Origin of the sequence: Tabrizicola sp. (assembly GCF_041911175.1) — a bacterium.
In the GTDB taxonomy this organism is placed as follows: domain Bacteria; phylum Pseudomonadota; class Alphaproteobacteria; order Rhodobacterales; family Rhodobacteraceae; genus Tabrizicola.
This window is the reverse complement of sequence record NZ_JAYRPN010000018.1, coordinates 1-25,628: the sequence shown is the minus strand read 5'-3', so window position 1 is coordinate 25,628 and position 25,628 is coordinate 1. Positions and strand designations below refer to the sequence as shown.

25 protein-coding genes are annotated in these 25,628 nt (G+C 67.1%); 14 read left to right on the top strand and 11 right to left on the bottom strand.

From position 1 onward, the window contains the following. Positions 1 to 24 precede the first annotated feature (24 nt). The 5 genes from ACE3P6_RS02490 to ACE3P6_RS02470 all read left to right on the top strand — a co-directional run bounded on the left by ACE3P6_RS02490 (position 25) and on the right by ACE3P6_RS02470 (position 4,963). Positions 25 to 588, top strand: coding sequence for a tetratricopeptide repeat protein (locus ACE3P6_RS02490; protein WP_374391376.1), 564 nt, complete (start codon positions 25 to 27; stop codon positions 586 to 588). Between the two features lie 3 nt (positions 589 to 591). Further along, on the top strand, positions 592 to 3,453 hold the full coding sequence (locus ACE3P6_RS02485; RefSeq protein ID WP_374391375.1) for a helicase-related protein: 2,862 nt from the start codon (positions 592 to 594) through the stop codon (positions 3,451 to 3,453). Then, complete coding sequence (locus tag ACE3P6_RS02480) at positions 3,454 to 3,774, top strand: RNA-binding S4 domain-containing protein (protein ID WP_374391374.1); 321 nt, start codon at positions 3,454 to 3,456, stop codon at positions 3,772 to 3,774. It begins immediately after the preceding gene. A 53-nt stretch (positions 3,775 to 3,827) separates the two neighbouring features. Beyond that, a complete protein-coding gene (gene fdxA, locus ACE3P6_RS02475; RefSeq protein WP_374391373.1) occupies positions 3,828 to 4,166 on the top strand; it encodes a ferredoxin FdxA in 339 nt (112 codons plus the stop codon). Between the two features lie 287 nt (positions 4,167 to 4,453). Then, positions 4,454 to 4,963 (top strand): CarD family transcriptional regulator, encoded by a 510-nt coding sequence (locus tag ACE3P6_RS02470; RefSeq protein ID WP_374375356.1) that lies wholly within the window; start codon positions 4,454 to 4,456, stop codon positions 4,961 to 4,963. A gap of 81 nt (positions 4,964 to 5,044) precedes the next feature. Here the strand turns inward: ACE3P6_RS02470 and ACE3P6_RS02465 are convergent, their stop codons facing one another. From ACE3P6_RS02465 to ACE3P6_RS02455, 3 genes are all read right to left on the bottom strand, one after another. After that, positions 5,045 to 5,464, bottom strand: a complete 420-nt coding sequence (locus tag ACE3P6_RS02465; RefSeq protein WP_374391372.1) for an N-acetyltransferase family protein — start codon at positions 5,462 to 5,464, stop codon at positions 5,045 to 5,047. Beyond that, positions 5,461 to 6,009 carry a hypothetical protein gene (locus ACE3P6_RS02460; protein WP_374391371.1) on the bottom strand — a complete coding sequence of 183 codons (549 nt, stop codon included), beginning with the start codon at positions 6,007 to 6,009 and terminating at the stop codon, positions 5,461 to 5,463. Before ACE3P6_RS02460 ends, ACE3P6_RS02465 begins: the two co-directional genes overlap by 4 nt. A 91-nt stretch (positions 6,010 to 6,100) precedes the next feature. Beyond that, entirely contained in the window at positions 6,101 to 6,691 is a 591-nt protein-coding gene (locus tag ACE3P6_RS02455; RefSeq protein ID WP_374391370.1) for a riboflavin synthase, read from the bottom strand. A gap of 94 nt (positions 6,692 to 6,785) precedes the next feature. On the opposite strand from ACE3P6_RS02455, the gene ACE3P6_RS02450 reads away from it, so the two are divergent. From ACE3P6_RS02450 to ACE3P6_RS02440, 3 genes are all read left to right on the top strand, one after another. Further along, complete coding sequence (locus tag ACE3P6_RS02450) at positions 6,786 to 8,099, top strand: capsule biosynthesis protein (protein WP_374391369.1); 1,314 nt, start codon at positions 6,786 to 6,788, stop codon at positions 8,097 to 8,099. 86 nt (positions 8,100 to 8,185) lie between these two features. After that, positions 8,186 to 9,328: a polysaccharide biosynthesis/export family protein gene (locus ACE3P6_RS02445; RefSeq protein WP_374391368.1), complete on the top strand. Its 1,143-nt coding sequence runs from the start codon at positions 8,186 to 8,188 to the stop codon at positions 9,326 to 9,328. 97 nt (positions 9,329 to 9,425) lie between these two features. Next, positions 9,426 to 11,360 (top strand): capsular polysaccharide biosynthesis protein, encoded by a 1,935-nt coding sequence (locus ACE3P6_RS02440; protein ID WP_374391446.1) that lies wholly within the window; start codon positions 9,426 to 9,428, stop codon positions 11,358 to 11,360. A gap of 36 nt (positions 11,361 to 11,396) precedes the next feature. Here ACE3P6_RS02440 and ACE3P6_RS02435 read toward each other — a convergent pair whose 3' ends face one another. Together ACE3P6_RS02435 and ppk2 are read right to left on the bottom strand one after the other, a co-directional pair. After that, positions 11,397 to 12,749 (bottom strand): MATE family efflux transporter, encoded by a 1,353-nt coding sequence (locus tag ACE3P6_RS02435; RefSeq protein WP_374391367.1) that lies wholly within the window; start codon positions 12,747 to 12,749, stop codon positions 11,397 to 11,399. Between the two features lie 66 nt (positions 12,750 to 12,815). Continuing rightward, positions 12,816 to 13,742, bottom strand: a complete 927-nt coding sequence (ppk2, locus tag ACE3P6_RS02430; protein ID WP_374391366.1) for a polyphosphate kinase 2 — start codon at positions 13,740 to 13,742, stop codon at positions 12,816 to 12,818. A gap of 151 nt (positions 13,743 to 13,893) precedes the next feature. Between ppk2 and ACE3P6_RS02425 the strand changes: the two genes are divergently transcribed. The 5 genes from ACE3P6_RS02425 to ACE3P6_RS02405 all read left to right on the top strand — a co-directional run bounded on the left by ACE3P6_RS02425 (position 13,894) and on the right by ACE3P6_RS02405 (position 18,422). Then, positions 13,894 to 14,553, top strand: a complete 660-nt coding sequence (locus ACE3P6_RS02425; protein ID WP_374391365.1) for a glutathione S-transferase family protein — start codon at positions 13,894 to 13,896, stop codon at positions 14,551 to 14,553. A gap of 105 nt (positions 14,554 to 14,658) precedes the next feature. Next, complete coding sequence (locus ACE3P6_RS02420) at positions 14,659 to 15,678, top strand: LLM class flavin-dependent oxidoreductase (protein ID WP_374391364.1); 1,020 nt, start codon at positions 14,659 to 14,661, stop codon at positions 15,676 to 15,678. A 129-nt stretch (positions 15,679 to 15,807) separates the two neighbouring features. Next, the gene (gene parE, locus ACE3P6_RS02415) at positions 15,808 to 17,757 is read left to right on the top strand and encodes a DNA topoisomerase IV subunit B (protein ID WP_374391363.1); all 1,950 of its coding nucleotides are present in this window, start codon (positions 15,808 to 15,810) and stop codon (positions 17,755 to 17,757) included. A 39-nt stretch (positions 17,758 to 17,796) separates the two neighbouring features. Then, the gene (locus ACE3P6_RS02410) at positions 17,797 to 18,135 is read left to right on the top strand and encodes a type II toxin-antitoxin system RelE/ParE family toxin (protein ID WP_374391362.1); all 339 of its coding nucleotides are present in this window, start codon (positions 17,797 to 17,799) and stop codon (positions 18,133 to 18,135) included. Continuing rightward, positions 18,132 to 18,422 carry a helix-turn-helix domain-containing protein gene (locus ACE3P6_RS02405; RefSeq protein WP_374391361.1) on the top strand — a complete coding sequence of 97 codons (291 nt, stop codon included), beginning with the start codon at positions 18,132 to 18,134 and terminating at the stop codon, positions 18,420 to 18,422. Before ACE3P6_RS02410 ends, ACE3P6_RS02405 begins: the two co-directional genes overlap by 4 nt. Positions 18,423 to 18,611: 189 nt before the next feature. Here ACE3P6_RS02405 and ACE3P6_RS02400 read toward each other — a convergent pair whose 3' ends face one another. The 6 genes from ACE3P6_RS02400 to ACE3P6_RS02375 form a co-directional block, all read right to left on the bottom strand. Next, positions 18,612 to 19,271, bottom strand: coding sequence for a hemolysin III family protein (locus ACE3P6_RS02400; RefSeq protein WP_374391360.1), 660 nt, complete (start codon positions 19,269 to 19,271; stop codon positions 18,612 to 18,614). 85 nt (positions 19,272 to 19,356) lie between these two features. Then, the gene (locus ACE3P6_RS02395; protein ID WP_374391359.1) at positions 19,357 to 20,010 is read right to left on the bottom strand and encodes a ThuA domain-containing protein; all 654 of its coding nucleotides are present in this window, start codon (positions 20,008 to 20,010) and stop codon (positions 19,357 to 19,359) included. Between the two features lie 61 nt (positions 20,011 to 20,071). After that, on the bottom strand, positions 20,072 to 20,716 hold the full coding sequence (locus ACE3P6_RS02390) for a dihydrofolate reductase family protein (protein WP_374391358.1): 645 nt from the start codon (positions 20,714 to 20,716) through the stop codon (positions 20,072 to 20,074). Positions 20,717 to 20,737: 21 nt separating this feature from the next. Beyond that, a complete protein-coding gene (locus tag ACE3P6_RS02385; RefSeq protein ID WP_374391357.1) occupies positions 20,738 to 21,319 on the bottom strand; it encodes a DUF998 domain-containing protein in 582 nt (193 codons plus the stop codon). Further along, positions 21,319 to 22,656, bottom strand: coding sequence for a proline--tRNA ligase (gene proS, locus ACE3P6_RS02380; protein WP_374391356.1), 1,338 nt, complete (start codon positions 22,654 to 22,656; stop codon positions 21,319 to 21,321). Before proS ends, ACE3P6_RS02385 begins: the two co-directional genes overlap by 1 nt. Before the next feature lie 146 nt (positions 22,657 to 22,802). Beyond that, positions 22,803 to 23,420 carry an undecaprenyl-diphosphatase gene (locus ACE3P6_RS02375; protein WP_374391355.1) on the bottom strand — a complete coding sequence of 206 codons (618 nt, stop codon included), beginning with the start codon at positions 23,418 to 23,420 and terminating at the stop codon, positions 22,803 to 22,805. Positions 23,421 to 23,620: 200 nt separating this feature from the next. Here ACE3P6_RS02375 and ACE3P6_RS02370 point away from each other — a divergent pair, with 200 nt between their 5' ends. Beyond that, positions 23,621 to 25,528 carry a potassium transporter Kup gene (locus ACE3P6_RS02370; protein WP_374372770.1) on the top strand — a complete coding sequence of 636 codons (1,908 nt, stop codon included), beginning with the start codon at positions 23,621 to 23,623 and terminating at the stop codon, positions 25,526 to 25,528. Positions 25,529 to 25,628: the final 100 nt, after the last annotated feature.

The window sequence follows — 25,628 nt, the reverse complement described above, 5'->3', positions numbered from 1 at the left end:
GCGCGGATCGGTTACCATCATGTTATGGGTCGTGAAGCCGCCATTCTCAATCGTATCGTTGCGGCACTTCTGTCGCTTTTCCTGACTTGCGCGGGGGCCTGGGCCGAGGACACGGCCAAGCTGGACGGGTTGTTCGAGCGGCTGAAGACCGCGGACGAGGGCGAGGCGAGCCGGATCGAGCGGGAAATCTGGCTGGAATGGTCGAAGTCGGGATCCCCTGCCGAGGATCTGCTCTTGCAACGCGGCAAGGATGCGATGGACCTGGGCGACTATCCGGCAGCCATCGAGCATTTCACCGCGATCATCGACCACGACCCCGACTTTGCCGAGGCCTGGAACGCGCGGGCCACGGCCTATTACATGGCGGGCGAGTTCGGGCCCTCGGTCGCCGACATCGCCCATGTGCTGAGCCTGAACCCCCGGCATTTCGGGGCGCTGTCGGGGCTGGCGCTGATTCTGGAGGAAAGCGGCAAGCCGGAAAAGGCGCTGGAGGTCTACAAGGCCGCCCTTGCCATCCACCCCCATCTTCAGGGCGCGGTGGAAGCCGTCGAGCGGCTGGAGACGGAAGCCGAGGGGCAGGAGCTTTAACGCATGGACGCGACCCGGCGGGTGACGGCGGTCCTTGGGCCGACGAATACCGGCAAGACCCATCACGCCATCGACCGGATGCTGGCGCACCGCACCGGCGTGATCGGCCTGCCGCTGCGGCTTCTGGCGCGCGAGGTCTATGACCGGATCGTCGCGCGGGTCGGGCCTTCGGTCGTGGCGCTGGTCACGGGCGAGGAACGGATCGTGCCGGAGCGGACGCAGTACTGGGTCTGCACCACGGAAGCGATGCCCCTGGAGATCGGCGCCGATTTCGTCGCCGTGGACGAGATCCAGCTTTGCGCCGACGCCGACCGGGGACATGTTTTCACCGACCGGCTCTTGCGCGCGCGGGGGCTGAACGAGACGCTGTTCCTGGGGTCCGACACCATGCGCGGGGCGATTGCCGGGCTGGTGCCGCATGTCACCTTCCTTCGCCGCGAGCGGATGTCGACGCTGACCTATGCCGGGTCGAAGAAGATCAGCCGGATGCCGCCCCGCAGCGCCATCGTGGGCTTCTCGGTCGAGAACGTCTACGCGATTGCCGAGCTGATCCGGCGGCAGAAGGGCGGCTGCGCGGTGGTGATGGGGGCCTTGTCGCCCCGGACCCGCAATGCCCAGGTGGCTTTGTACCAGAACGGCGACGTGGATTATCTGGTGGCGACCGATGCTATCGGCATGGGGCTGAACCTCGACATCAAGCATGTGGCGTTTTCCGCGACCGCCAAGTTCGACGGCCGCCGGATGCGGGCGCTTTACCCGCAGGAGCTGGCGCAGATCGCGGGGCGGGCCGGGCGGCATACCGAGGACGGCACTTTCGGCGTGACCGGCGAGGCGCGGCCCTTCGACGAAGAGCTGGTGGAGGCCATCGAGACCCACCGCTTCGCACCCGTGCGGAAGCTGCACTGGCGCAACGAGGCGCTGGATTTCGGCTCGGCCGAGCGGCTGATCCGCAGCCTGGAGGAACCCACCTCGAACGACTGGCTGACCCGGGCGCGCGAGGCGGACGACCTTTTGTCGCTGAAGGCGCTGGCGGCGCTGCCCGAGGTGCGGGACAAGCTGACCGAACCGAAGCGGGTGCAGCTCCTCTGGGACGTGTGCCGCATCCCGGACTTTCGGTCGTCCTCTGGGGTGGAGCATACGACGCTGTTGACCCGCATCTTCGAGTTTCTCGTGGGGCGTGGTCTGGGCGGCGGCCGCATCCCAAGCGACTGGCTGGCGCAGGCGATCAGGCGGATCGACCGGACCGAGGGCGACATCGACGCTTTATCGCGCAGATTGGCGCATATCCGCACCTGGACCTATGTCAGCCAGCGGAAAAACTGGGTCGAAGACGAAAGCCATTGGCGCGACGAAACCCGCGCTGTAGAAGACCGCCTGTCGGACGCGCTTCACGCGGCACTGACGCAACGATTTGTCGACCGGCGGACGTCTGTGCTGCTCCGCCGGTTGAAGCAGAAGGAGGCTCTGGTGGCCGAAGTGAACGACAAGGGCGAAGTGACGGTCGAAGGCGAATTCGCCGGGAAACTGGAGGGGTTCCGCTTCCGGCAGGACGCCTCGGCGACCCCGGATGCCGCGCGGACGCTGGCGCAGGCCGCGATCCAGGCCTTGAAGCCGGAATTCCACCTGCGCGCCGACCGCTTCTACAACGCGCCGGACACCGAGCTGGACTTCACCGAACAGGGCGGCCTGATGTGGGGCACGAATGCGGTGGGCAAGCTGGTCAAGGGCTCCGAGCCCGCGAAACCGGCGGTCGAGGCCTTCGTCGATGAAGAGGCCGGGCCGGAGGTGGCCGAAAAGGTCCGCCGCCGGTTGCAGCATTTCATCGACCGCAAGGTCGCCGCCCAGTTCGAGCCGCTTCTGGCGATGGGCCGCGACGAGGCGCTGACGGGTCTTGCGCGGGGTTTCGCCTTCCGCCTGTCCGAGGCGATGGGCGTCCTGCCGCGTGACGCCGTGGCGTCCGAGGTGAAAGAGCTGGACCAGGAGGCGCGGGGGGCCCTGCGCAAGCATGGCGTCCGCTTCGGCCAGTTCACCATCTTCCTGCCCGCGCTGCTGAAACCCGCACCCACGCGGCTGCGGCTGGTCTTGTGGTCGCTGTGGAACGGCTTGCAGGAGTTTCCCGAATCCCCGCCTCCGGGTCTGGTGACGATCCCCAACGTCGCCGAAGTGCCGAAGCAGCACTACACGCTCGCGGGCTACCACCCTGCTGGCACCCGTGCGATCCGCATCGACATGCTGGAACGCCTGGCCGACATCCTGCGGCAAAAGGACAGCCGCGCCGGGTTCGAGGCGACGCCCGACATGCTGTCGATCACCGGCATGACGCTGGACCAGTTCGCCGACCTGATGGGCGGTCTGGGCTACAAGGGCGAAAAGGCGGAACGCGCCAAGGTCAAGGCCGAGGCGCCGAAGGCCCCCGAGATTTCCGAGGAAGCCGCCGCCGCCATCGCCGCAGGCGTGCCGATTCCGGAAGAAGTCTCGATCCTTGCCCCGGTCGCGGAACCGGAAGCCGAAGCCGCGCCGGAGATGGAGGCCTTCTACACCTTCACCTGGGCACCGAAGCCCCGGCAGCGCCCCGAACGCACCCCCCGCCCCGAGCGGAAGGAGGGCGAAGCCCGTGCGCCGCGCGGTGATCGTGCAAGGGGAGACCGCCCACAGGGAGACCGTCCGCAGGGCGACCGGCCCAAAGGCGACCGTCCCCGCGGCGACAGGCCGAAGGGCGACCGGCCCAAGGGCGATTACAAAGGTGGCAAGCCGCAGCGCGACGACCGGCAGAAATCGTTCGAGGCCCGCCCGCCGCGCGCGGAAAAGCCCATCGACCCGGACAACCCCTTCGCCGCGCTTCTGGCGCTGAAGGGAAAGGTCTGATTGGCCGGGCCTTCGGGCAAACCCGACCCGAATGCCGCACGCAAACTGCGGCTGGACAAATGGCTCTGGCAGGCGCGGTTCTTCAAATCGCGCGGCCTGGCTGCCGAGGTGATCGAGGCGGGCTCCGTCCGGGTGAACGGAACCCGCATCACCCGCCCCGGTCGCGATGTGACCGAAGGCGACACGCTGACCTTCCCGCAAGGCGACCGCATCCGCGTGGTGCGCATCCTTGCCCTTGGCCAAAGGCGCGGCCCGGCCCCGGAAGCACAGGCGCTCTATCTCGATCTCGACGCATCTGCCGCACCGGACCCGCTTGAATGATCCGCCCGGCTGCTCTAGCTACAGCCTGAACACATCGCACCAGAGTCACGCCCATGACCTATGTCGTCATCGACAACTGCATCGCCTGCAAATACACCGACTGCGTCGAGGTCTGCCCGGTCGACTGCTTCTACGAAGGCGAGAACATGCTGGTCATCCACCCGGATGAATGCATCGACTGCGGCGTCTGCGAACCGGAATGCCCCGCCGACGCGATCCGCCCGGATACCGAGCCGGACATGGAGGAATGGGTCAGCTTCAACCGCAAATATGCGGTGCAATGGCCGGTGATCGTGACCAAGAAGGACCCGCTCCCGGGCTACGAAGAGCGCGACGGCGAGACCGGGAAACGCGACAAGTACTTCTCGGAAGCGCCCGGCACCGGCGGCTGACCGCGCGACCCGATTCGGGCGAAAGCAAGGCCACGAATCGGTTACATCGGGGGAAACCCAGTTGTTCCAATGCGTTATGCCTGAACTGTCCGGTTTCGCGGCAGTTGGAATCAGCGCGTTTTTGTGTTATTGTTCGTTTACAAAGCAAGCATGGAAGCCTGACACCGGCTTAGCGCGCACCGCCTGGGCCGAAATCTTTTGTGACAATCCAGCTCCACTCGCCTGAACTGCGGTTCAGCGCGCGCGGGGTCTTTGTCGCGGAGGGGGCTCCTCACTGGGGAATGTGTATGACCAAGTCGAAGAAGCCTGAATTCCGCCCGAACGATTTCGTGGTCTATCCCGCGCATGGCGTGGGCAAGATCATCTCGATCGAAGAACAGCAGATCGCCGGGATTCAGCTGGAGCTTTTCGTCATCTCCTTCGAGAAGGACAAGATGACCCTGCGCGTCCCCACCCACAAAGCGCTCGACATCGGCATGCGGGCGCTGTCGGCCCCCGACGTGGTGACCAAGGCGCTCGACACGCTGAAGGGCAAGGCCAAGGTGAAGCGCGCGATGTGGTCGCGCCGGGCGCAGGAATACGAGCAGAAGATCAACTCGGGCGACCTGTTGTCGATTGCCGAAGTGGTCCGCGACCTGCACCGCACCGACGACCAGCGCGAGCAGTCCTATTCCGAGCGCCAGCTCTACGAAGCCGCGCTGGAACGCCTGACCCGCGAAGTGGCGGCTGTGTCGGGCGTGGATGAGGCGGGTGCCGCGAAGCAGGTCGATCAGGTGCTGGTCGGCCGCGCGGCCTGAGCCTTCGCGGATGGAGTGCGGAACGGCGGTCCGAAGGGGCCGCCGTTTTTCATTGGCGCGTCCGCCGCGGCCCGCCGCCGGTCAAAGTCGCAGCAGGAAGCCCATCTCGCCATCGGGCTGCAGGCCCTGCGCTTCCCATCCCAATCCGGCGTAAAGCCGCGCCGCCCGGGTGCCGGGATCGGTGGACAGGCGAAGCATGGCATGGCCCGCGGCCTTCATATCCTCGCAGACCTTGACCAGCAGCCTTTTGCCAAGACCCGCGCCTTCGAAATCGGGATCGACGAACAGCGCCCAGATCGTTCCGTCGCGCGGATCGCCTGCCGCAAATCCGGCGATCTGGCCATCGACCTCAGCCAGCCAGACCAGATTCCGCGACACGAACCAGTCATAGTCCTCCCGCGTGACCGAAGCCGGATCGCGCAGCCGGTTCTCCCGCACGGCCCCGCGAATGCGGATCAGCTGGTCGATGTCGTCGGGTGTGGCGCGGCGCGGTTCGGTCACCCGAAATACCGCTCTGCCGGCAGATAGCCCGCGAGCCGCCCCGCCGCGCACCAGTCGCGCTCCAGCCCCAGGTCGCCCACCAGGATCACCTGATCCGACGGCACCCTCCCCAGCGCCGCGCGCACCCGGTCCCGCATCTCGCCAAACCCGGCCAGCGCATAAGGCGCCGGATGCACCCCATCCAGCACCGGATTTGCCACCTCCAATATCCCGGGGCTCAGCGGCGCCACCGCCAGCGCCAGCCGCCCGCAAGCAACCTCGGCCAGCTTCACCGCCCGCGCCTCGGGCATCGCCGGGCTGACCAAAGACACCCGCAAGGCGTTGGAGGAAAACAGGAAGGCCACCACGTCATGCCCGGTCGCCGCCCGCACGCCGGCATAGGTCCTGTAGTCCAGCCCCAAGGCCTGCGCCCGGCGAACCCGCAGCCGGACCACTTCGATGGGAAGCGTCGGCAGCAGCGCCTCGCGCGCCGCAGACCAGCAATGCCTGCGCCAGCTCACCCCGCCCGCCAGCGACGGCCCGCCGTTATGCCCGATCCCGCCCATCACAAACTCCGAACCATTTGACTCAAATTATGCCTGCTCTTTAGAGAAATACTCCACGGGGGTCCGGGGGTGTGAAACCCCCGGTCCGCCCTCAGTCATACTCCCTGAGCCGCGCCACATAGCGGGCCATCGTGTCGACCTCCAGGTTCACGAAGGTACCCGCCGCGACCTCGCCCCAGGTCGTCACCTCCTGGGTATGCGGGATCAGGTTCACCCCGAATTCCGCCCCCGACACCTCGTTCACCGTCAGGGAGGTCCCGTTCAGCGCCACCGACCCCTTCGGCGCGATGAACTTCGCCAAAGCCTCCGGCGCGCGGAAGGTCACGCGGACCGAGCCGCCCTCGGGGCGGACCGAAACCACCTCGGCCAGCCCGTCGACATGGCCCGAGACGATATGCCCGCCAAGCTCGTCCCCGACTTTCAGCGCGCGCTCCAGGTTGACACGCTTGCCGGGGACCCAGCCGCCAAGATTGGTCTTCGACACGGTTTCCGCCGAGATTTCCACGTCGAACCAGCCCTCCGGCCCCAGCGCGACCACCGTCAGGCAGACCCCGTCGCAGGCGATCGACGCCCCGATGTCGATGCGGCCCACGTCATAGCGGGTGGCGATCCGGGCGCGCAGGTCGCCGGTGACCTTCGTTTCGACGATCCGGCCGACATCGGTGACAATTCCGGTGAACATGGGCGTGCTCCTCAGCTTTCGATCCGAGGTAAAGCCCCACACCCGGCCTTGCAAGCCTGCAGCACCTGAGGCCATGATCCCGCCACGCTTTCCGATGAGACTGCCCGAAATCCCCGCAAGGCCCCCCGTGACCGACACCCCCCGCCGCTTCCTCTTCCTGCAAGGGCCACACGGTCCCTGGTTTCACCGGCTCGCCAGGATGCTGCGCGAGACCGGGGCCGAGGCCTGGCGCGTCGGCTTCAACCTGGGCGACCGGGTGTTCTGGCCGGGGCCGGGCTACATCGCCTTCCAGGACATCCACGACCGCTGGCCCGACGCCTGCGCCGCAATCCTCGCGCGGCACGCCATCACCGACCTCGTGGTCTATGGCGACACCAGGCCGATCCACGCCCAGGCCATCGCGCTGGCCCGGGCGCGGGGGATCACCGTGCATGTCTTCGAGGAAGGCTACCTGAGGCCCTACTGGGTGACCTACGAACGCGGCGGCGCCAACGGGCATTCCCGGCTGATGGAGTTGGGCGTGCCCGAGATGCGCGCGGCGCTGGAGCCGGTCGACCTCGACCTTCCCGAGGCCCCCGCGACCTGGGGCGACATGCGCCAGCACATGTTCTGGGGGGCGCTCTACCACGGTTTCGTGGCGCTCGGACGGCGCGCCTACCGCAACTTCCGGCCGCATCGCAGCCTGACCGTCGGGCAGGAATTTCAGCTCTATCTCAAGCGCTTCCTCATGATGCCGGTCCACCGCTGGGAGCGCCGCCTTGCCACCCGCCGCATCCGGCGCGGCGGGTTCCCCTATCACCTGGCGATCCTGCAACTGGAACATGACGCCAGCTTCCGCGACCATTCGCCCTTCGCCAGCATGACCGACTTCCTGGCCTTGGTGCTGGAAGGGTTTGCCAAGGGTGCCCCACCGCATCATCATCTGGTCTTCAAGGCGCATCCGCTGGAGGACGGCCGGGCGCCGATCCTGCCCACCATCCGCCGCCTGGCCGCAGCGCATGGCCTGCGCGAAAGGGTGCATTTCGTGCGCGGCGGCAAGCTGGCGCAGCTTCTGAACGAGGCCCGCTCGGCGGTGACCGTGAACTCTACCGCCGGGCAGCAGGCGCTCTGGCGCGGCCTGCCGCTTCGCGCTTTCGGCGCGGCGGTCTATGCCAAGCCGGAATTCGTCTCCTCGCAACCGCTGGAGGCCTTCTTCGCCGCGCCCGACCGCCCCGATACCCGCGCCTACCGCGACTACCGGCATTTCCTGCTGGAAACCTCGCAGGTGGTGGGAGGCTTTTACTCCTCCCGCGGGAGGCGGGCGCTGCTGCGCCAGGTCGTCGACCTGATGCTGTCGCCAGAAGATCCCTATCAGGCGCTGGTCGCGGGCAAAGCGGCACCGCGGCAACAGTTGCGGCTCGTGCGCTGATCGGCGCTTGTCGTGCTGGTCAACCCTTGGGCGTTTCGCTAGACTCCGCCACCAATAACCCCAGACAGAATGCGGGAACCCGGGCAGTGATCTCCAGAACGTCTTTGGCCGTCAAGGCGATCGTCCTTCTCACGTCGGTCGCGCTGGTGGCCGGTTGCGGCCTGCCGCGCTCGGGTCCGAACAAGCGCGAGGTGCTGTCCGGTTCGGTCGACAAGAAGGGTGACGCCCATGTCGTCACCGTCACCCCGGAAGTGTCCCGCCTCACGGCCGTGCAACCGAGCTTCGGCTTCAGCGAAAGCTTCCGCAATGCCGGGGTCGTGGCCTCGGACATGATCTCGGCGGGGGATTCGATCAACATCACCGTCTATGAGAACGTGAAGGACGACCCGCTTCTCGGCAACACCGGGCAGCGGGTGTCGGGCCTGTCCACCGTGCAGGTCGACGGGCAGGGCTATATCTTCATTCCCTATGCCGGGCGGATCAAGGCGGCGGGCCAGACCAACGAGGGTCTGCGCCAGGCGATCACCCGCAAGCTGGAAGGCCAGACCCCGGACCCGCAGGTCAGCGTGTCGCGGATGGCGGGCGTCGGGTCGACCGTGTCGATCTCGGGCCAGGCGGGGGCGAACGGCGTCTATCCGATCGACGCCTCGACCCGGACGCTGGCCACCATGCTGGCCAAATCGGGCGGCGTGACCATCGACCCGGCAACCGCCATCGTGCGGGTCACGCGCGGCGGCCATACCGGCAAGATCTGGCTGAAGGACCTCTACGAGAACCCCTCGCTGGATATCGCGCTGCGCCCCGGCGACAAGATCATGATCGAGGATGACAGCCGCAAGTTCATCGCTCTGGGGGCGACGGGCGCGCAAAGCACGGTGCCGTTCGTCTCGCCGACCATGTCGGCTCTGGAGGCGATCGCGACGGTGGGCGGGCTGTCGACCATGTCGGCCGATCCGAAGGGCGTCTTCATCCTGCGTGACGAATCGGAAGAGATCGCCCGCAGCGTCCTGGGCAGGCCCGATCTCGTCGGCGACCAGCGCATCATTTATGTGTTGAACCTGACCGAGCCGACCGGCCTGTTCGAAGCGCGGGATTTCCAGATCCGCGACGGCGACACGCTCTATGTGACCGAAGCGCCCTTCGTGCAGTGGCAGAAGACGCTGGGTGCGATCACCGGATCGACCTCGGCGGCGGCAAATCTGGCCAGTACCGCGAATTCCGGCAACTGATCGCGCCGTGGCGGGCGGCGGCGAGGGGCTGACCGGCGTTCCGCGACGGCTCTTCCACCAGAACTTTTCCCTGCTGCGCAACCAGCGCCTGCACAGGATGCTGGCGCTGGCCGGGCATGAGCTGCGCCTGGGCCTGCCCGGTCCCGGCGATGGGGTTCTGGTCTGGGGGGCCAGCCCGACGGCCTGGCGTGGTGAGGCAGTCGCCGCCCGGCGCGGGGTGCCGCTGGTGCGGGTCGAGGATGCCTTCCTGCGCTCGGTCCTGCCGGGGCGGGCGGGGGGTGCCGCGCCGCTGGGGCTGCTGGTCGACCCGGTCGGGGTGCATTTCGTCAGCCGGACCCCATCACGGATCGAGCAGATCCTTGGCGATCCCGGCTTGTATAATTCGAACATTCTGGATGAGGCCAGTCGGTTAACACATTGTTTGATAAAAGCTGACTTGTCCAAATACAATAATTCTGACCCCGACCTGCCCTGCCCCGAGCCCGGCTACGTCCTGGTCGTCGACCAGACCCGCGGCGATGCCTCGATTGCCGGTTCCGGGGCCTCGGCGGCGACGTTCGGCGCAATGCTGGAGCGGGCGAAGCTTGGCCACCCCGAGGCGCGCATTGTCCTGCGCAGTCATCCCGAAACGGCACTCGGCCTGCGTGCCGGCCATTTCACCGCCGCCGATGCCGGAGGCCGGGTGTCGCTGCTGACCGCGCCCGTCTCGCCGCACCGACTGCTGGCAGGGGCCTCGGCGGTCTACACCATCTCGTCGCAACTGGGCTTCGAGGCGATCCTGCATGGCCACCGCCCGCGCGTCTTCGGCCGGCCCTTCTATGCGGGATGGGGGCTGACCGAGGATGAACACCCCCTGCCCCGTCGCACCCGCCGCCTGACGCCGGAAGATCTGTTCGCCGGGGCCATGCTGCTGGCGCCCTTGTGGTACGACCCCTGCCGCGACCGGCTTTGCGGGCTTGAAGAGGTGATCCGCCAGCTTGAAGCCGAAGTGCGGGCCTGGCGCGAGGACCGGCGCGGCCATGTCGCCGCCGGGATGCGGCTGTGGAAGCGCGGGCGGCTGCAGGCGGTGTTCGGGGGCGTGAAGCCCTTGCGCTTCCGCGACGATCCGGTGGCGGCGGACCGGCTGGCGGTGGCCACGGGCCGCGGGCTGCTTGTCTGGGCGGGGAAGGAGCCTGCCGGTTTCGCTCCCAAAGCCCCCTGCCTGCGGGTCGAGGACGGGTTCCTGCGCTCGCGCGGGCTGGGGGCGGAACTGGTGCCGCCGCTGTCGCTGGTGACGGACGGGCTTGGCATCTACTACGACCCGACCCGCCCTTCCCGGCTGGAAGCGCTGATCGCCACGCCCCTGTCGGAAGCGCAGCACGCCCGGGCCGAGGCGCTGATCGCCCGGCTGAAGGCGGAAGGGCTGTCGAAGTACAACCTTCCCGGCGCGGTCCCCCCGCTGCCCGAGGGCCACCGCATCCTGGTGCCGGGGCAGGTCGAGGACGACGCCTCGATCCGCCTCGGCGCGGGGGAGGTGCGGACGAACCTTGGCCTGCTGCAAGCAGTGCGGGCCGCGAACCCCGGCGCGGTGATCCTCTACAAGCCGCATCCGGACGTGGAGGCGGGCCTGCGTCCCGGCAAGGTTGATGCCTCGGGGTTGGCCGATATGGTCCTGCCCGGCGTCGACCCTGCGTTGCTGATACCACAGGTGCAGGAGGTCTGGACCATGACCTCGCTTCTGGGCTTCGAGGCGCTGGTCCGGGGAGTGCCCGTCACCACCCTCGGCGCGCCCTTCTACGCGGGCTGGGGGCTGACCCGCGACCTTGGCCCGACCCCGTCACGCCGCACCGCGCGGCCTGACCTCGCGCAGCTGGTCCACGCCGCGCTGATCGCCTATCCGCGCTACTGGGACCCGGTCAGCCGCCTCCCCTGCCCGGTCGAGGTGGCGCTGGACCGGCTGGCGGGCGGCGAGATCCCGCACCCCAGTCGCCTGAACCGTGCGCTGTCGAAACTGCAGGGCCGCTTCGCCAGCCTCGCGCCTCTCTGGCGGTAGGCTCCTCGTGCGCCTTCGGCTTCTCGTCGCGCGACGTCACCGACGCGCGGTCAGCCGCCAGAACCGCACCATCAGGCTGGCCGAGGCGCAGGCCAGGCCCACCACCAGCCCCAGCCACAGCCCGACCCCGCCGAAGCCCAAGGGGAAGGCCAGCACATAGCTGCAGGGGATGCCGATCAGCCAGTAGCTGACCGCCGCCAGCCCCATCGGCACCTTGGTATCCTTCACCCCGCGCAACAGGCCCAGCGCCATCACCTGCATCCCGTCGGCCAGCTGGAAGAGGGCCGCCAGCCCCAACAGCACCACGCCGTAGTCCAGGATCTCGGCGCTTTCCGGCTTCGTCATGTCCAGGAACAGCGCCACGATGGGCCGCCCCAGCGACAGGAACAGCGCGACCGAGAAGAGCGCCACCCCGAAGGAGATCGCAACCGACACCTTTGCCGCCTGCCGGAGCGCCGCCCGGTGCCCCGCCCCGTCGAAGCGGGCGATGCGGATGGTCGCGGCGCTGGAGAGCCCGACATGCAGCATGAAGGTCAGCGCCGCCACCTCCAGCGCGATGCCATGCGCGGCCAGGGGCACCGTCCCGATCCAGCCCATCATCAAGGCCGAGGCCTGGAAGAGCCCGCCCTCGGCCAGCCCGGTCAGGCCAATCGGCACCCCCAGCCGCCAGACCTGGCCCATCGCGTGCCAGTCCGGGCGCCAGAAGCGCTGGAACAGGCGGAACCGCCGCAGGTCGGGCAGCAGGCCCGCGTAAAGCGCCAGGATCGCCAGCGACAGAACCTGCACCGTCAGCGTCGCCACCGCAGACCCCCGAGCGCCCATCTCGGGGAAGCCCCAGTTGCCGAAGATCAGCGCCCAGTTGACCGCGACGTTCACCGCCACCGCCGCCAGCGTCACCCACAGCACCACCTGCGTCCGGTGCAGCGCGGCAAGGTAGCTTTGCAGCACCGTCACGCACAGCGCGGGCACCAGCCCGAAGCCCGCGATCCGCAGGTAGCCCTGCGCGATACCGGCAACCTCCGGGTTCTGCCCCAGCGCCAGAAGGATCGGCCCCGACCACCAGAAGACCGGCAGCACGACGATCCCGTAAGCCACCGACAACCACAGTCCCATCCGGGTGTCGCGGCGGACCTGCACCTCGTCGCCCTGCCCCATCGCGGTCGCCACCATCGGCATCACCGCCTTGGCGAAGCCCGAGCCCACCACGTAGATGATGAAGAAGGACGAGGCCCCCAGCACCACCGCCGCCAGCGGCACCACGCCATACCAGCCGACCATGACCGTATCGGCCACATGCAGCGCCATCTGCGCCAGTGACGACCCGATCAGGGGAAGCCCCAGCACGAGCGTTTCCCTCGCGTGGGTGGAATTCGACAGTTGTATAGTCATGCCGAAGGCTTACGCCGGGCAGGGACGCTTCACAAGCCGCCACATCCGCCGCAGCGCAGCGCGGGTTCAGCCCCGATGCATCGCCGGATGCGTCGCCGCGTCGTAGATGTCGGGCGCCATGCCCAACACCTGCTGCGCCCGTCCGACGATCAGCGGATCGGGGCTGCCCACCACCGCATGGTCCTTGTTCGGATAGTCGATGGTCGACAGGAAATGCTTCATGCAGTTCAGCCGGGCCCGCTTCTTGTCGTTCGACTTGACGATCACCCAGGGCGCATCGGCGGTGTCGGTGTAGAAGAACATCGCCTCCTTCGCCTCGGTATAGTCGTCCCAGCGGTCGAGGCTGGCCTTGTCGATGGGCGAGAGCTTCCACATCTTCAGCGGGTCGGTCTCGCGCGCCAGGAACCGCGCCCGCTGTTCCTCGCGCGTCACGCTGAACCAGTATTTGTACAGCCGGATGCCCGACCGGGCCAGCATCCGCTCGAACTCCGGCGCCTGGCGCATGAATTCCAGGTATTCGGTGGGCGAGCAGAAGCCCATCACCCGCTCCACCCCCGCCCGGTTGTACCAGGATCGGTCATAGAACACCATTTCGCCCGCCGTCGGCAGATGCGCGATGTAGCGCTGGAAGAACCACTGGCCCTTTTCCACGTCGCTGGGCTTGGTCAGCGCGCAGACCCGGGCGTAGCGCGGGTTCAGATGCTCCATGAAGCGCTTGATCGTGCCGCCCTTGCCCGCCGCATCGCGCCCCTCCATCAGGATGACGAACTTCTGCCCGGTCTCCTGCGCCCAGATCTGCACCTTCAGCAGCTCGGCCTGAAGCTTGGCCTTTTCCGCCTCGTAGGTGGCGCGGCCCATCAGCCTTGCATAGGGATAGCGACCGGATTCGAAGGCCTGGTGCAGCGGGTTGTTCGCCACCGGAAAGGTTTTCGGACCGGGGGTCGCCTCGGCGGTTTCAACGGCGGGGGGCAGGATCGTCGCGCTGTCGTCCATAGGGGCACCTCTGTTGCACATGACCCGGAAACCCATGCACGACCTGCGGCAAATCGCCTTGATGCGGATCAAGACCCGCGCGCTTTCGCGCCCCCTTTTGCTTCCCCGCCACAGGGCATAGGCTGGCCACATCTTCGATGGAGTGCCCAGAATGCCCACCCTCTACGGCGTCTTCCGCAGCCGCGCCTCGCGTCCGATCTGGCTGCTCTACGAATTGGACGAGGCCTTCGACCATGTCCCGGTGATCCAGGCCTACCGCCTGCCCCAGGCCAGCGCCCCGGATGCACCGCTGAACACCACCTCGGCCTCGTTCCTGACGGTGAACCCGCAGGGCCAGATCCCGGCCTATGTCGAGGGCGACCTGGTGCTGACGGAATCGCTCTCCATCACCAACCACATCGCCCGCACAAGGGGCGGAGCCCTTGGCGCGAAGACCCCGGCAGAACAGGCGCTGATCGACCAGTGGACCCTCTTGGCGGTGACGGCGGTGGAAACCCCGGCGCTGGAGATCCTGAACGTGCAGGGAGCCGGCGGCGACAAGACGCCCGAGGGCCAGGGCGCCATCGCGATCAATGCCGAGAAACTCCGCCGCCCGCTGAAGCGGCTTCAGGCGCATCTGGCCGCCCACCCCTACCTCGTCGGCGACCGCTTCACCGTGGCCGACCTGAACCTCGCCGAATGCCTGCGCTATGCCCAGGGGCATCCGACCCTGCTGGCGGAGTTCCCGGCGGTGAAGGCTTGGCTGGAAACCTGCCAGTCCCGCCCGGCCTTCCAGCGGATGTGGGCGGCGCGGATGGCGGAACCGGCGTAAAACGGCACAGTCGCTGTGCAACCCGCGCGGCCCCTGCGCACTGGCGCAAGGCAGGGGCCGCACCTACCTTACCCGCAACGCAAGCTTTCCGGGAAAGGTCCCGCCATGAAGAAGATCGGCTTTCTCTCCTTCGGCCATTGGTCCGACGAACGCGGCTCTGCCGTCCGCTCCGCCGGTGATGTGCTGACCCAGTCCATCGAACTCGCCGAAGCGGCCGAGGAGCTGGGCGCGGACGGCGCCTATTTCCGCGTCCACCACTTCGCCCGCCAACTCGGCTCGCCCTTCCCGCTGCTCGCCGCCGTCGGCGCGCGGACCAAGCGGATCGAGATCGGCACCGGCGTCATCGACATGCGCTACGAGAACCCGTTCTACATGGTCGAGGACGCGGGCTCCGCCGACCTGATCTCCGGCGGCCGCCTGCAGCTTGGCATCTCGCGCGGGTCGCCCGAACAGGTGGTCGAGGGCTGGCGCCACTTCGGCTATGCCCCGAAAGAGGGCGAGACCGATCAGGACATGGCGCGCGAGCATGCGCTGACCTTCCTGCGGCTTCTCGACGGCAAGGGCTTCGCCAAGCCGAACCCGCGCCCGATGTTCCCGAACCCGCCGGGCCTCCTCCGGCTGGAACCGCATTCGCCGGGGCTGAGGGACCGCATCTGGTGGGGCGCCGCCTCGGACGCCACGGCGGAATGGGCGGGGACGCTGGGGATGCACCTGCAAAGCTCGACCCTGAAATGGGACGAGTCTGGCGAGCCGCTGCACCTCCAGCAGACGACGCAAATCCGCAAGCACCGCGAGGCCTGGAAAGCCGCCGGTCACGCAGGCACACCCCGCGCCTCGGTCAGCCGGTCGATCTTCCCGATCACCAGCGATCTTGACCGGATGTATTTCGGCCAGGGCCGCCCGGAACAGGACCAGATCGGCGTGATCGACGACACCCGCGCCGTCTTCGGCCGCAGCTACGCCGCCGAACCCGACCGCCTGATCGAGGAATTGCGCAAGGATACCGCCATCGCCGAGGCCGACACCCTGCTTCTCACCGTGCCGAACACCCTGGGCGTCGACTACAACGCCCATGTGATCGAAGGCATCCTGAAGCACGTCGCCCCCGCCCTCGGCTGGCGCTGACACCTCACGGGCCAAGGGGACATCGGCTTCCTCTTGGCCCAAATACTCCCGCCGGAGGCCCCCGCACCACATCTTGCGCCCCTCCCCCCGGAAATGGTCTAATGCCTGCGCATTTCCAGCGGGTGACACATGAACGACCTCCTCTCCGGCGCCGCCACCTATGACGCCTCCTCGATCGAGGTGCTGGAAGGGCTGGAACCCGTCCGCAAGCGTCCCGGCATGTATATCGGCGGCACCGACGAACGCGCGCTGCACCACATGGTTGCCGAAATCCTCGACAACGCGATGGACGAGGCCGTCGCGGGCCACGCCACCCGCATCGAGGTGGAGTTGCATGACGACAACTCCGTCACCGTGCGCGACAACGGCCGCGGCATCCCCGTCGACCCGCACCCGAAATTCCCCGGCAAATCCGCGCTGGAGGTGATCCTCTGCACCCTGCATGCCGGGGGCAAGTTCTCCAACAAGGCCTATTCCACCTCCGGCGGCCTGAACGGCGTCGGCTCCTCGGTCGTCAACGCCCTCTCCGACGCCCTCACCGTGCAGGTCGCGCTGAACAAGGAACTGTACGAACAAAGCTTCTCGCGCGGCATCCCCCTTGGGCCCATCCAGAAGCTTGGCCCGATCCAGAACCGCCGTGGCACCTGGTTCACCTTCCACCCCGACCCGGAGATTTTCGGCCACCAGGTCCTGAAACCCGCCCGCCTGTTCAAGATGACGCGGTCCAAGGCCTATCTCTTCTCCGGCGTCGAAATCCGCTGGAAATCGGCGGTCTCCGACGGCGAAACCCCGCAAGAGGCCACCTTCCACTTCCCCGGCGGCCTCGCAGACTTCCTGAACGAGTCCTTAAAGAAACTCACCACCTACTCAGAACGCCCCTTCGCCGGACGTGTGTCATTCGAGGAAAAATACCAGATCCCCGGCTCGGTCGAATGGGCGATCAACTGGACCCCGGCGCAGGACGGCTACCTGCACAGCTACTGCAACACCGTCCCGACGCCCGAAGGCGGCACGCATGAGGCCGGGTTCTGGGCCGCGATCCTGAAGGGCATCCGCGCCTATGGCGAGCGCGTCAAGAACCGGAAAGCCGAGCAGATCACCCGCGATGACCTCCTCACCGGCGGCTGCGCGTTGCTTTCCATCTTCATCCGCGAGCCCAGCTTCGTCGGCCAGACCAAGGACCGCCTCTCGACCGAGGAAGCCGCGAAATGGGTGGAAAACGCCGTCCGCGACCATTTCGACACCTGGCTCGCCGCCGACCCCAAGTCCGCAGGCGCCATCCTCGACTTCCTGGTCCTGCGCGCCGAGGAACGCCTGCGCCGCCGCGAGGAAAAGGAAACCGCCCGCAAGACCGCCACCAAGAAGCTGCGGCTGCCCGGCAAGCTGACCGACTGCTCCGCCAAGAACCGCGAGGGGACCGAGCTGTTCATCGTCGAGGGCGACTCGGCCGGGGGCTCCGCCAAAGGCGCCCGCAGCCGCGAAACGCAGGCGCTTCTGCCGCTGAAGGGCAAGATCCTGAACGTCCTCGGCGCGGCCTCGGCGAAGCTGAACGAGAACGCCGAAATCCGCGACCTCTGCGAGGCTTTGGGCACCGGCATGGGCACCCGCTTCCGCCTCGATGATCTGCGCTACGAAAAGATCATCATCATGACCGACGCCGACGTCGACGGCGCGCATATCGCCAGTCTGCTGATGACCTTCTTCTTCACCCAGATGCGCCCGCTGATCGACAAGGGCCACCTCTACCTCGCCTGCCCGCCCCTCTACCGCCTGACCCAAGGAGCGCGGCGGATGTATGTGGCGGACGATGCCGAGAAGGAGGAGTGGCTCGCCAAGGGCCTGGGCGGCAAAGGCAAGATCGACGTCCAGCGCTTCAAGGGGTTGGGCGAGATGGACGCCAAGGACCTGAAGGACACCACGATGAACCCCGCCACCCGCAAGCTGATCCGGGTCTCGATCGACGAGGACGAACCGGGCGACACCTCCGACCTGGTGGAGCGCCTGATGGGCAAGAAGCCGGAGCTGCGGTTCCAGTACATCCAGGAGAACGCGAGGTTCGTGGAGGAGTTGGATGTGTGACGCCAATGCGCCATTGACTTATACGCCAATGGCGCATATATGCTGACCACGGTGGTGGAACTGGCCGAATTCGTCCGGCAAGCCAAGGCGGTGATGACCGAGGCGGAACGCAGGGAACTGGTCGATTATCTTGCTGCCAACCCCGAGGCTGGCGTCTCGCTCGGCGGCGGTCTCCGCAAGGTCCGCTTCGCCCGCGAGGGCGGCGGCAAAAGCGGCGGGTTCCGGTCGGTCCACTACTATCAGGTCGAACGCGACTTGCCGGTCTTCCTGATGACGGTCTTCGCGAAGAATGACAAGGCGAACCTGACCAAGACCGAAGAGGCCGCAATGGCCGCAGTCGTAGAACGGATCGTCGCGGCCTACAGGAGAACAAAATGACCAAGGCATATGACAGCATCATGCGCGGACTAGCCGAGATGGAGGCCTATCTGAACGGTCAAACCGAAGGATCGATCACGCACCACATCGAAGTCCCCACCCCCAACGTCAAGGCCATCCGCGCCAGCACGGGCCTCAGCCAGGCCGACTTCGCCCGCTCCATCGGGGTGAAGAAGGCGACGCTGTTGAACTGGGAACAGGAGCGGCGCATTCCTGATGGACCAGCGCGGGTGCTTCTGGCGCTGATCGCCAAGGAGCCGGGGATCGTGCAACGGGTGCTGTCATGAGGGACGTCTGATCGGCAGGGAGCTGGGTGCGGTTCCAGCTGGCGTGGGTGCCAACCCACCGTCTTACCTGCCCATCCATGCAAAGTGGCGGGTTTCACCCACCCACATCGGGCCCATAGTGTGGGTGGAAACACCCGCCAACCGCAGCCCGCACCGCTTCCCGGTCTACTGCGCACAAGCCGCCGCCCCTCACACCAGCGCCACCGCCACCGCGGCGAAGTGCAGCCCTGCCGCCACCGCGACGAATCCGTGCCAGATCGCATTCTGGAAGCGCAGGCGGTGCCAGACGTAAAACCCCACCCCCGCCACATAGGTCGCGCCCCCCGCCACCAGCAGCCAGAGCGACACCGAAGGCAGCGCCGCTGACACCGGGCCGATGGCGATCACGCCCACCCAGCCCAGCATCACATAGGCCAGGATCGACAGCCGGTCATAGCGCCCCGGCAACACCACCTTGACCAGGATGCCGAGCGCCGCGCCGGTCCAGACCACCGCGCCCAGCATCCAGGGCCAGGCGCCGTCCAGATGCGGGATGACGGCGGTATAGGTCCCGGCGATCATCACATAGATCATCGAATGGTCGAACCGCCGCAGCAGCCATTTCAGCGCCGAGGGCGGGGTCATGTTGTAGGCCAGCGAAAAGCCCCACATCAGGAAGAAGCCGCCCGCATAGACCGTCAGCGCCGCGAAGGTGCCGATCCCGGCGGTCTGCAACCCGTGGAACAACAGCAAAGGAAAGGCGATCAGCCCGGCCAGCAGCGCCAGTGCATGGACGATGCCGTCGGCCAGCAGCTCGCCCAGCGACAGCTCGCGTTTCAGGATCCGGTAGTGGTCGGCAGGCAGGGTCATGTGTGCAGTCTGTCAAGGGAATGTTGCCAAAAGATGACCACGCTTCGCCCGTGGTCAAGCCACCTTCCCGCGACCTGCCGTCACGTCACCGCCGCGCCGCCCAAAGGAGCCCGCGCCGCATCAGCTCGGCCGCAGGCCCGTGGTCGATCACGTCCTTCTGGTGCCCAAGCGCATTGTAGTAGACCCGCCCCGCCCCGTAGCCCTTGGTGAACACGACCGGCATCGCCACCGGGCCGTTCACCGCATGCGGGCCGTCGACCACCGGGAAGTCGCAGACGGCATGGACCTTCACCACTGGGTCGACATGTAGGTAGTACTGTTCCGTCCTCACGGTGAAATCCCCGACCCCCGCCACCAGCGGGTCGTCCGAGACCATCCGCACCGCATATTCCACCCCGTCGTTCCCCGGATGCGCCACCCATTGCGCCCCCGTCATGAACTGCCAGTCGACATTCTCGCGGAAGGCGTCGCACATTCCTCCATGACAGCCCGCGATCCCCGTGCCCGAGGCCACCGCCGCGCAGGCGTTCAGGGCCTGCTCCTTGCCGATCTTCGACATGGTCCAGACCGGGACGATCAGGTCCAGCCCCGCCAGCGCCCCGGCATCGTCGAAGCAGGAAAGACTGTCGGTCAGCGTGACCGCCATCCCGGCTTCGCGCAGCCAGTCGGCGAACATCGCGCCCACCTTGTCGGGCTGGTGGCCGTCCCAGCCGCCCCAGGTCACCAGTGCCTTCGCCATCCCTTCCTCCGGTCGCCGCGTGTCGGCAGGATCGGGCGGCGCAGGGCCAAAGGTCAAGGACTCAGGCCCGGCCGATCACCAGATGGTTGGCCCCTTCGCCCTGTACCTGCCGCTTGACGGCATAGCCAAGCGCAGGCAGGTCAAGACCGGCGAACACCGCCTCGCCTTGGCCCAGCAGCACCGGCGAGACGGCGAAATGCGCCTCGTCGATGTGGCGGCCCCGGAAGGCCTCGCGCAGGGCCGCGACCCCGCCGCCGAGGCGCACGTCCTTGCCCCCGGCAGCAGCCCGGGCGCGGGCGAGCGCGGCGTCCAGCCCGTCGGTGACGAAGTGGAAGGTCGTGTCCGAAAGCACCAGGTCCGGGCGCGGGTAATGGGTCAGCACGAAGACCGGGCAATGGTAGGGTGGAACCTCGCCCCACCAGCCGTTCCACGCCGCCTCCGGCCAGTCTCCCCGCACCGGTCCGAACATGTTGCGCCCCAGCACCCAGGCCCCGATGTTGCGAAAGCCTTCGGCGGCAAAGCCCTCGTCCACCGTGTCGGCATCGCCGCCGCCCGCGCCGTGCATGGCCAGGAAGGTCTGCGTCTTGAACACCCAGCCGTGCAGCGCCGTGCCGCCCTTGCCCAGCGGATCAGCCAGCGATTGCTCCGGCCCCGCCCCGAAACCGTCGACAGAAATCGAAAAGCAGCGAACGACGAGTTGGGACATTGCGGCCTCCTGTCGGACGGATCATAGCGGCGGCAGCGTCAGCGTGGCCAGCAGAAACCAGATCGCGGTGGACCAGAGGAACACCCGCTCGGCCAGGCCGAACCAGCGGCGCAGCGGGGACGAGATCGTCAGGACGACGGCCAGGAAGCTGACGCTGATCACATATTTCAGCACATGGTCCGCCATCGACCGCGCGCCTTCGTGCAGCGCAAAAAGCTGGGGCGTGGCCTCGATCACCACCATGAAGGCCGAGGTGAAGGCCAGAAGGGTCGCGACGTGGTGGATGTTCCCCGACCGGGTCGGCGGGGCGCCATGCGGATCGCTGCGCCAGATCGCGATGCCGAGGCGCCCCAGCGCGACCAGCGCCAGGTAGACCGGAAGCATGACCGGAAAATCGGGGTCGCCCGAGGCATGGATCTGCCAGGCCAGGATCGGCGGTGCGATGCAGCCCGCGATCAGGTAGACCCGGAACAGCCGCGCCGTCCGCCCCAGGCCATATTCGCTGACCGGGCGGGCAAAGACCGGCATGTCCCGGTTCAGGATCTGGAAGGACAAGAGGAACAACAGGTCGAGGCCGTAAAGCGCGGCCGCGACCCGTTCCATCAGCGCCCGGCGTAGATCTGGGCGATCCGGTCGACGGCGGCCTCGGGCGAGACCTCCTCGCTTTCGCCGGTGCGGCGGCTGGTCAGTTCAACGACGCCGTTCGCCAGACCGCGCGGCCCGACGGTGATCCGCCAGGGCAGGCCGATCAGGTCCATCGTGGCGAATTTCGCCCCGGCGCGTTCGTCGCGGTCGTCGTAAAGCGGCTCCAGACCCTTCGCCTTCAGCGCCTTGTAGAGCCCCTCGCAAGCCGCATCCGCCGCGCCGTCGCCCTGTTTCAGGTTGACGATGCCGACCGGGAAGGGAGTGACGCCTTCGGGCCAGATGATCCCCTTGTCGTCGTGGCTGGCCTCGATGATCGCGCCCAAGAGGCGGGAGACGCCGATCCCGTGCGAGCCCATCTCGACCGGAACCTTGGTGCCGTCCTTCGTCACCACCTCGGCGCCCATCTTCTCGGAATACTTGGTGCCGAAGTAGAAAATCTGCCCGACCTCGATCCCGCGCCCCACCTTGCGATGCGCTTCGGGCACCTGGTCGAAGACCGCCTGATCGTGGGTCTCGTCGGTGCGGGCGTAAAGGGTGGTGAACTCCTTGCAGACGTCCGCCACCTGGGTCCGGTCGTCGTAGTCGATGTCGCGCTGGCCGAGTTTCAGGGCGGTCACGCGGTCGTCGTAGAAAACCTCCGACTCGCCCGTGTTCGCCAGCACCAGGAATTCATGCGTGTTGTCGCCGCCGATCGGGCCAGAGGCCGCCCGCATCGGGATCGCGGTCAGGCCCATGCGTTCGTAGGTGCGCAGGTAGCTGACCATGTGGCGGTTGTAGGCATGCAGCGCGGCTTCCTTGTCGACGTCGAAGTTGTAGCCGTCCTTCATCAGGAACTCGCGGCCCCGCATCACCCCGAAGCGGGGCCGCATCTCGTCGCGGAACTTCCACTGGATATGATACAGCGTCAGCGGCAGGTCCTTGTAGGACGACACATGCGCGCGGAAGATGTCGGTGATCATCTCCTCGTTGGTCGGGCCGTAGAGAAGTTCACGCTTCTGGCGGTCGGTGATCCGCAGCATCTCCTCGCCGTAGTCGCCGTAGCGGCCCGACTCGCGCCAGAGGTCGGCGGGCTGGATCGTGGGCATCAACAGGGGGATGTGCCCCGCCCGGATCTGTTCCTGATGCACGATCTCCTCGATCCGGCGCAGGACGCGGTAGCCGAGCGGCAGCCAGGAATAGATCCCCGCCGCCTGCTGCTTGATCATGCCGGCCCGCAGCATGTAGCGATGGCTGACGATCTGCGCCTCGGCGGGGTTTTCCTTGAGGACGGGGAGGAAGTAGCGGGAGAGACGCATGTCCGGGCCTTTGCTGAAGGGTCCCGCGTTTCCTAGCGGGTCGTGCCTTCGCAGGCAAGCCGCGCGGGAATGTCCACGCAGGACGGGTCGGGCTCGCCAAGGGATTCCAACGGGTTGGATGTGGGCGTCAGGGTGGGGTTAACCCTCTAGCGGCGCGGGAACAGGGCTTCGGGCAGGTGCAGCTTGCGCAGGACCCGGTCGTAGAGCCCGAGGGCGACCGGATAGAGCCTGCCGTGCAGCGGGCCGCGCAGCGCGACAATGCCCCCGCAGGCGACCAGCGCGACCGCAAGCCCGCCCAGCATGTCGGCGGGAAAGTGCACGCCCAGGTAGACACGCGCCCAGGCGGTGCCCAGTGCCAGCGCCAGAAAGGCCAGGCCAAAGGGTCGCGCCGCGCGCTCGAACACCAAGGGCAACGCCAGCCCGAACAGAAGCGTGGCATGGTCGCTGGGGAACGAGGCTTCCGGCGCATGGTCCAGGAATTGCCGCCCCAGGCCCAGCTCGGCGGGTCGCGGATGATACCAGAGCGCCACGATGACCTGGGCAATCGCCAGCCCGACGAGGGCCGTCGCGGTTGCGTCCAGAAGGGCGAAGCGGACCGCGCGTCCCTGCCGGACCCAGAGCAGCACCAGCATCAGCGCTGCCAGCGTCGGCGCGCCTTCGGCGATCACGCGCGCCAGGGCGACAAGTCCCGGCGGCGAACTGGCACCGGCATTGACCAGGGCGAAAAGCCACTCGTTCCAGCCTTCGATCGGCTCTGCAAACACCGCAACACACCCCCTGCCCGGGACCACTTCCGGTCCCTACCAGCCCCCCTTGCGCCGGAAAAGCGCGTGTTGCGCCGCGCCGATCACGATCACGAGGGCGCGGCGGGCCACAGGCAAAGCCCGCCCTTTCCGCCTTTTTCCCCGCAACCTTGTCGGCCCTGCCGGGTTCGGATAAATGATGGTCCGCCCGGGGGTGCCTCATGTCAGACCAAACCAACGCAGGCTCCCAGCCGAAAGCCAGCGAGCACGGCGCCAAGGGAAGCCTTGCCATCCTGATCCTTGGAAGTATCGGGGTGGTCTACGGCGATATCGGCACCAGCCCGCTCTATGCGATGCGGGAATCGGTCCGCACCGCCAGCGAGAACGGGCTGATGCGGCATGAGGTGCTGGGCATCGTCTCGCTGCTTCTGTGGACGCTGATCCTGATCGTCACGGTCAAATATGTGATCCTGATCATGCGCGCCGACAACCACGGCGAGGGAGGCACGCTGTCGCTGGTCGCGCTGATCCAGCAATCCTTCGCGAAACGGCCGGCCTGGCTGATCGGGATCGGGATGGTCGGCATCTCGCTCTTCTTCGGCGACGCGATGATCACACCGGCAATGTCGGTGCTGTCGGCGGTCGAAGGCATGGTGCTGGTCGCGCCGAATTTCGAACCCTTCGTCGTGCCCGTCACCCTGACCATCATCCTGATCCTGTTCTTCGTGCAGCGCTTCGGGACGGCGGTGGTTTCCGTCCTGTTCGGCCCGATCATGCTGGTCTGGTTCTTCACGCTCGGCCTCCTCGGCCTGCGCCACATCGGCGACGACTGGGCGATCTTCAGCGCGGTGAACCCCTATCACGGCGTGCTGTTCCTGATCGAGAACGGTCATTCCTCGCTGATCGTCATGGGATCGGTCTTCCTGGCCGTCACCGGCGGCGAGGCGCTTTACGCCGACATGGGGCACTTCGGACGCCGTCCGATCCGCATCGCCTGGTCGGCGCTGGTCTTCCCATCGCTGATGCTCAGCTATCTTGGTCAGGGCGCGATGGTCCTTGGGCATCCGGAAAGGGCTGAGAACCCGTTCTTCCTGATGGCCCCGGACTGGGCGCTCCTGCCGCTGGTGATCCTGGCGACCTGCGCCACGGTCATCGCCAGCCAGGCCGTCATTTCGGGCGCCTTCTCGATGGTGAAGCAGGCGGTGCGGATGGGCCTGCTGCCGCGGATGGAAATCCTGCACACCTCGGAAAGCCAGGTCGGGCAGATCTACCTGCCGAAGGTCAACACGATCCTTGCCGCTGGCGTGGTCTTCCTGGTGCTGCAGTTCCAGTCCTCGTCCAACCTCGCCTCGGCCTACGGGATCGCGGTGACGGGCGACATGGTGATCACCTCGATCCTCGCCACGGTGCTCTTCCGCCGGGTCTGGGGCTGGTCGCCCTTCCTGACCAATGTGGTCATCGGCCCGCTGCTGGCGATCGAGGTGATGTTCCTGATCGCCAATGCCACCAAGATCGTCGATGGCGGCTATGTCCCGATCCTGATTGCCACCGGCCTCTGCCTGATGATGTGGACCTGGATGCGCGGCTCGGCCTATGTGCTGTCGCAGGCGCGGCGGGATGCGGTCAGCATCGACACGCTGATGACGACGATCCAGAAATCGAAGCGCGTGAAAGAGGTGGCGGGCACCGCCGTCTTCCTGACCGCCGACCCGGACTTCGCCCCGGCTGCCCTGCTGCACAACCTGAAGCACAACCAGGTGGTCCATGCGCAGAACCTGATCGTCGGCGTGAACATGGCGAACACGCCCTACGTCGAGGAAGAGGACCGGGTGGTGATCACGCCGCTCAACGACCGCTTCACCCGGATCAACCTGATCTTCGGCTACATGGAGGAAACCAACGTGCCGAAGGCGCTCGCGCTCGCGCGGCGGGAGGGCGTCAAGTACGACATCATGTCGACCTCGTTCTTCCTGAACCGGCGGTCGTTCAAACCGGGGCGCAAGCAGGGTCTTCCGGTCTGGCAGGAGAAGATCTTCCTGTCGCTGACCCGCAGCGCCGCCGATGCGACCAGCTTCTACAAGCTGCCGGTCAACCGGGTGATCGAGCTTGGGCAGCAACTGGTGATCTAGGGCGCGGGCCCTTGACTTCCGGCGACCCGCCCCCTCCCCTGTCGCGATGCGCCCGCATGACAATCGCGCCTGGCTCCTGGTTCTTCCCGCGCTGACGCTT